The organism is Microcoleus asticus IPMA8 (assembly GCF_013179805.1).
GTDB classification, from domain to species: domain Bacteria; phylum Cyanobacteriota; class Cyanobacteriia; order Cyanobacteriales; family Microcoleaceae; genus Microcoleus; species Microcoleus asticus.
Genome location: NZ_SRRZ01000219.1, coordinates 1 through 5,515 on the forward strand (window position 1 = coordinate 1; position 5,515 = coordinate 5,515).

General features: G+C 47.0%; 5 protein-coding genes. 3 read left to right on the forward strand and 2 right to left on the reverse strand.

The annotated features are described in order from the left end of the window. Positions 1 to 417: 417 nt before the first annotated feature. On the reverse strand, positions 418 to 819 hold the full coding sequence (locus tag E5S67_RS30765; RefSeq protein WP_172193093.1) for an ExbD/TolR family protein: 402 nt from the start codon (positions 817 to 819) through the stop codon (positions 418 to 420). Next, positions 803 to 1,462: a MotA/TolQ/ExbB proton channel family protein gene (locus E5S67_RS30770; protein WP_172193095.1), complete on the reverse strand. Its 660-nt coding sequence runs from the start codon at positions 1,460 to 1,462 to the stop codon at positions 803 to 805. The genes E5S67_RS30765 and E5S67_RS30770 overlap by 17 nt, the downstream gene beginning before the upstream one ends. A 752-nt stretch (positions 1,463 to 2,214) precedes the next feature. On the opposite strand from E5S67_RS30770, the gene E5S67_RS30775 reads away from it, so the two are divergent. The 3 genes from E5S67_RS30775 to E5S67_RS30785 all read left to right on the forward strand — a co-directional run bounded on the left by E5S67_RS30775 (position 2,215) and on the right by E5S67_RS30785 (position 5,465). Further along, on the forward strand, positions 2,215 to 3,657 hold the full coding sequence (locus E5S67_RS30775) for an energy transducer TonB (RefSeq protein ID WP_172193097.1): 1,443 nt from the start codon (positions 2,215 to 2,217) through the stop codon (positions 3,655 to 3,657). A 90-nt stretch (positions 3,658 to 3,747) separates the two neighbouring features. Beyond that, positions 3,748 to 4,833, forward strand: coding sequence for an MORN repeat-containing protein (locus E5S67_RS30780; RefSeq protein ID WP_172193099.1), 1,086 nt, complete (start codon positions 3,748 to 3,750; stop codon positions 4,831 to 4,833). Between the two features lie 455 nt (positions 4,834 to 5,288). Then, a complete protein-coding gene (locus tag E5S67_RS30785; RefSeq protein WP_172193101.1) occupies positions 5,289 to 5,465 on the forward strand; it encodes a hypothetical protein in 177 nt (58 codons plus the stop codon). Positions 5,466 to 5,515 lie beyond the last annotated feature (50 nt).

A 5,515-nucleotide genomic window follows, 5' to 3' on the forward strand; every position in this document is an offset into this window, starting at 1 on the left:
AATTGGGAGTGAAATTATGTTCAACTAAGCAAATCGAAAATTATTTTGCTCACTGCTGTTACTGTACCTCTTAGTCACGCAAAGTGCTGTATTCACAGTATTCTGAAAGAGTACCATCTGGATACTTTTCCATCATCAGAGAAAAGACAATTGAGCCTTGTGCGAGTGTAAGACTCTTTTCATACTTCCACCATGTTTTTTTTGTTGAAGATGACCAGTAATTTGTTTTTATTTCAAGAGTTTCTGGACAAAGACTTTACTCACATCAAAACGAGCGACTCCTTTGCTAATTGATGTATCACCTTGTTGATATGTTTTAACTATTTTTTCACTCGTCTAACTCAAATAAGGTTTCATTTCTTCCGCTTATCTACGGAATTTAGTGTCCCACATATAAATGCAAGATGCTGTAGCTCTCTACTTTGTGGTAGCAATCCCTAACTTAGCTCCCTTAATTCGGCGTAATCGATCCATAACTTCCACAACACTTCCATGATTGACGCTTTTATCCGCATTCAGCACAATTAAGGCGCTCGGATTTGACCCCATCACTTGTCGCACCGTACTCTCAATCTGGTCTAAGTTGACTAACTTTTTATCAACCATGAATTTTCCCTGAGCATCGAGCGTGACGGTAATTTTAGCAGGCGAGTCCTGAACTTGAGACGTTGATGCTTTCGGTAAATTTACGGGCAGACCCTGGGATTTGGATAAAGACAAAGAGGAAACAATTAGAAATGTCAATATGGCGAAGACCACATCAATCATTGGCACGATGTTGATCTGGGGAATATTATCAGGTTCATCGGGTAGACGCATAGTTAGATTCTCTTGGTAGTTTTTCGTAGCGGTGACGGTACAATAACTCTAGCTGGCCTCCGGCTTCCTGAATATAAGCTATCTGCTGTAAGTAAAACCCGCGAAACATATTGGCAAATAGGAGCGTAAAAATTGCCACCACTAACCCCAGTGCCGTAGAGATGAGGGCTTCGCTAATCCCAGCGGTAACACCTGCGGCATTGGTGCCAGTGGCATCCCCCAGTTTGAGGGAACCAAAGGTAGTAATTAACCCCAAAACAGTTCCGAGCAACCCAAATAACGGGGAAAGGCTGATAATGGTGTCAAATATTGTATTGAATCGCTTCAGGATGGGGATTTCTGCCTGAGCGCCACTCTCTAGGGCCAAACGAAATTCTTCGATGTTGGGCGAGTCTAATTCTAAAGCTTCTAAAAAAATCCGGGCTAGGGGCAAATCGCCGTTTACTTGTAACTTTTTGATGGCGGAATCTGGGTTTTGACTGTATATCTGTAGCACTTCCCGCACCACTCGCCGCTGCCGCCGATTTACCCTAAACCAAAAGGCAAGACGCTCTATGATCAGCGCTAATGCTGCGATTGACGAGGCAAACAGCGGCCAAGCAACAATGCCTGCGGCCTTAAAAATGTAAATGAGACTATCCATTGGTTTGTACTCTCGCTAGCTCTGTTGAATGATCGCAAGCTGCCTAATGGTGCAATTAGCCCGATCGAAGGCTGGTAGAGTTTCTGCGTCAAGTCGGTATCAGTGATTCAGACTGCGAATTGTTTCACTCAAGCGCGATCGCGATCGCACAAACGCACTACCTGTATGTGACTATCTTCGTCTTTACCCAAAATGCTTCTACTGCGATCTCGACCGATTTTTCTCCCAGTGCTTGCTTGCTAAAGATTTGCGTTAGGACTTGACAATAATCTTCAATAATTTAAAAGATTTTCAACTAGGTTTCCACAAAATTCAGTGTTTGTCAAGCCATCATCCACAATTTTAAATAAGATTTGTTTATATAAATAGTATTAAACTTTTTTGATTGTTATGTAATAATCTTCTCTGAAAAGCTTGAGAATATGGAAATTTATTGGTAGATTACGGGCTAAAGTATTGTATTTAAGGCATTGTGGAACCTTGCCCTGCCAGAATCAGAACATTGACAGCACCCACAAGAGCGACGTAGGCGCACCCACAGGAAATGCTGATCGGTAGCGTCTACTCGCTATATCAAAATAAAATAATGAAAATTAATTGCAAGAGTCTTGAACAGGGTGACAGTCTTCTTATAGGATGGGTAGGTTCATCATTGATAGCAAGCTCAAGCGGCAGTTGGTAGCTTGTTTCGGGTGATGTGGGAGAGCCAGCGAGGATGTTGCCAACCCATCCATAAAGGAGATTGATAAGGCATGAGTTTTTCAAATGTTTCGGCGACGCAAAGACAACAACAAGAAGAAGGTCTCAAAAAAGTTCTGGCGCTCAGTCTGTTAGCCTCAACCTTCCTGCACGGTGTCGCGCTGCCGTTGAGCCTCAAGTTGGTCAAACCTGCTGAATTTGCAGAAGATGCCATTGAAATTGTTATGCTTGATGAGCCCAAAGTAGAGGAAACCCAGCCTGAGCCGGCTATTCAAGAAAAGGTATCTCCCCCGCCTGAGACGTTCAAACCAGAACCGCCACCAGAGCCAACTCCCCCAGAGGAGTCACCGGTAGCGGCAACGCCCCCGCCGATTCCAGAGGAGCCACCGGTAGCGGCAACGCCCCCGCCGATTCCAGAGGAGCCACCGGTAGCGGTAACGCCACCACCAGAGATTAAGAAAGAGTTGCCCTTAACGGAAACTCCGCCACCAACTCCTCGGGAGCCTTCCCTCGCACCTCAACAGGATTTCAATTCCCCAGAAACTCCTAAAACCCCGATCGCCAGGGAACCCGAAACCCCCTCGCCCGCTCCTCCACAAAGCGAACCACCCGTTATCGCCTCCCGCCCCAAGGGTGCTGGGAGTCTCCCAGACTTTACAAAAGATGCTGGAAATCCCAACTCCTCCGACAGCCCTGAAAAAAATAACCCGCTCTCCTCATCTGCTTCGGCGGGTAGCGGGGAGCCTTCCTCAGAGCCATTAAATCCTTCTTCCGGGCCCATACAGCGATCGCCCGCGGCTGGCTCGCCAGTCACAGCTACTAGGCCCGGAGGCGGAGGCAATTCTGGAAATGCGATCGGGGATGTAGGAAACCTCGCCTCCTCTGATAGCCCTGGAGGAAGTGCGTCGAACTCACCATCCGGTGCCAGCGAAAATGGCGACATACCTTCCTCAGAGCCATTTGCGGCTGGTTCGGGGCGATCGCCCCGAACGCCTGGGGCTGGTTCGCCAGTCACGACCACCAGGCCAGGAGGCGGCGGCAATTCTGGAAATGCGATCGGAGATGTAGGAAACCTCGCCTCCTCTGGTAGCCCTGGAGGAAGTGCATCGAACTCATCACCCGGTGGAGGTGGAAATGGTGGCGGGGGTTCGTCAGGACCATTTGGCAGCGGTTCGGGGCCAGTGCCAAAACCGACAAATCCAAGAAGAGGGGGGAGTCCTTCGCGCCCTTCCGGTCCGCCTCCCGGCACTTGCATTAGCTGCGGTAAACCTGAATATCCGAGCGCAGCCAGACAACAAGGGCGGGAAGGCCGAGTGGAAGTCATGTTTGACGTTGACCCCAACGGTAAGGCATTCAACATCGCGATCTTGACTTCGAGCAAGCACGACGACTTCGATAGCGCAGCAATTAAAACAGTAGAAAAATGGAAATTTGCCTCATCAGAGAGTGGCATTCAAGGAAAAACAGCATCCATTACCTTCCGGCTCAATGACTAGGGATTTTTTTGAGACTCTAGCAATGTGGCTGGGAATTGTATAGCACCGTCCCAGGAATAGCAAAGTTAAAAGTTGAATTTTTTGTGAATTATGAATTTGGTAATGTCGTCAGCAATATTAAGTAAACTTCAGCGAGTTGGACTCGCTCTATTACTTGGTTCCAACTTGGGAATGGCTCTGTTGTTTGCCAACCCTCACAGCGCAATGGCAGGAGTAATTACTTTACCCGATGGCGGACGTTGCGAGGGAGAATTGAGTGATGGAAAACTCAGTGGCCCCAGCATCTGTCAATATGCCAACGGCGATCGCTACGAAGGCCAATTTCTCAACGGCCAACCTCACGGTCAAGGCATTTATACCTTTAAAGAAGGAGGTAAATACCAAGGAGAATTTGCCTTGGGTGAATTCAACGGTCAAGGTGTCCGCGAATTTGCTAACGGCAACCGCTACGAAGGCAGTTTTAAAAATGGTGAATTCGATGGTACAGGCACTTTTACCTCAACTAACGGGATTCGTTACGAAGGCTCTTTTACCAATAGTTCTCCCAGCGGTCGAGGGGCTTTTACGTTCAGTAATGGCACTCGTTGCGAAGGAGATATTAAAGAAGGAAAAGTTAACGGCAAAGGCGTCTGTCAATATGCTAATAAGAACCGCTACGAAGGAGAGTTGCTGAATAATCTACCTCACGGGCAGGGAATTTATACCTTTGCTGAAGGAGGCCGTTATGAGGGGCAATTTAGTGAAGGGCAATTTCACGGTAAAGGGGTTCGCGAATATCCGAACGGCAACCGCTATGAAGGAGAGTTTGTGAAGGGCAACACTCAAGGTCAGGGGTTGTTTACTTTTAAAGAAGGGGGACGTTATCAAGGGTCGTTTGACAATGGAGAATTTAGTGGTGAAGGTGTCCGTGAGTTCGCCAATAGAAATAGCTATAAAGGTACTTTTGTCAAGGGTAAGATGAGCGGAAAAGGAGTTTACGTTTTTGCGAATGGCGATCGCTGCGAAGGCGAATTTAGCGAGGGTCAGTTCAACGGCAAAGGTACTTGCATTTACGCCAATGGCGATCGCTATCAAGGTGAATTCCTCAACGGGCAAAAACACGGGCAAGGTTCTTATATATATGCAGATGGAACGAAGGTAGAGGGAAATTGGCAACAGGGGCAGCTCCAAAAATAACTTTATAACCTATTTCTCCCTACTTTTTTTACCCCCCCTCCTCACCAATGACATTAATGCGCTTTACAGCCGGCACATCGGCGTTTTATAGCTTTTTTAATTTTGTGAGCGTAGGGGAGGGCTTTTAATTTCACATCCGATTTACACAGGGTCTTTTTTCGGATTTTCTGGATTGCTCGAAGAAGAGTTATTTTTTTAACTGCAGATCTACGTGTATAGAACCCATTTGAGATCTTTTGACGATCCCGGCAGCAGGCGATCTACTCATAGCCGGCGATCTACTCACAGTCGGCGATCTACTCGTAGCGGGCGTGAAGCTCATAGCAGTCAATTGCCTGCTGTGAGCTATTTGTTGAGGTTTTGGGGTTTAAAGCTTAGCCTGGAAAGGTTTTCAAGTTGGTTGTCCCCGCTGACGCTCGTTGATGTAAAATTATCATCAAAACACTTCGAGAGAAATGGCGTACTCTACTAATCTCACAGATGCTGAATGGGAAGTTTTGTCACCCTTACTCTCTCAAATATTGCCGCTAAAAAAGAAAACTCTACCCCCTAGCTGGACTCAAAGAGAAATTTTAAATGGCATCGCCCGATCGACTCAAGAATGGTTGCAATTGCGCAGACGCGACCATTAGATTTACCTCCCTACTCAACCGTATATTGGCATTACAAACAGTGGCGCTCT

Coding starts and splice junctions, on each gene's coding strand:
- E5S67_RS30785 (WP_172193101.1), top strand. CDS start 5,289: ATGGCGTACTCTACTAATCTCACAGATGCTGAATGGGAAGTTTTGTCA.
- E5S67_RS30765 (WP_172193093.1), bottom strand. CDS start 819: ATGCGTCTACCCGATGAACCTGATAATATTCCCCAGATCAACATCGTG.
- E5S67_RS30775 (WP_172193097.1), top strand. CDS start 2,215: ATGAGTTTTTCAAATGTTTCGGCGACGCAAAGACAACAACAAGAAGAA.
- E5S67_RS30780 (WP_172193099.1), top strand. CDS start 3,748: ATGAATTTGGTAATGTCGTCAGCAATATTAAGTAAACTTCAGCGAGTT.
- E5S67_RS30770 (WP_172193095.1), bottom strand. CDS start 1,462: ATGGATAGTCTCATTTACATTTTTAAGGCCGCAGGCATTGTTGCTTGG.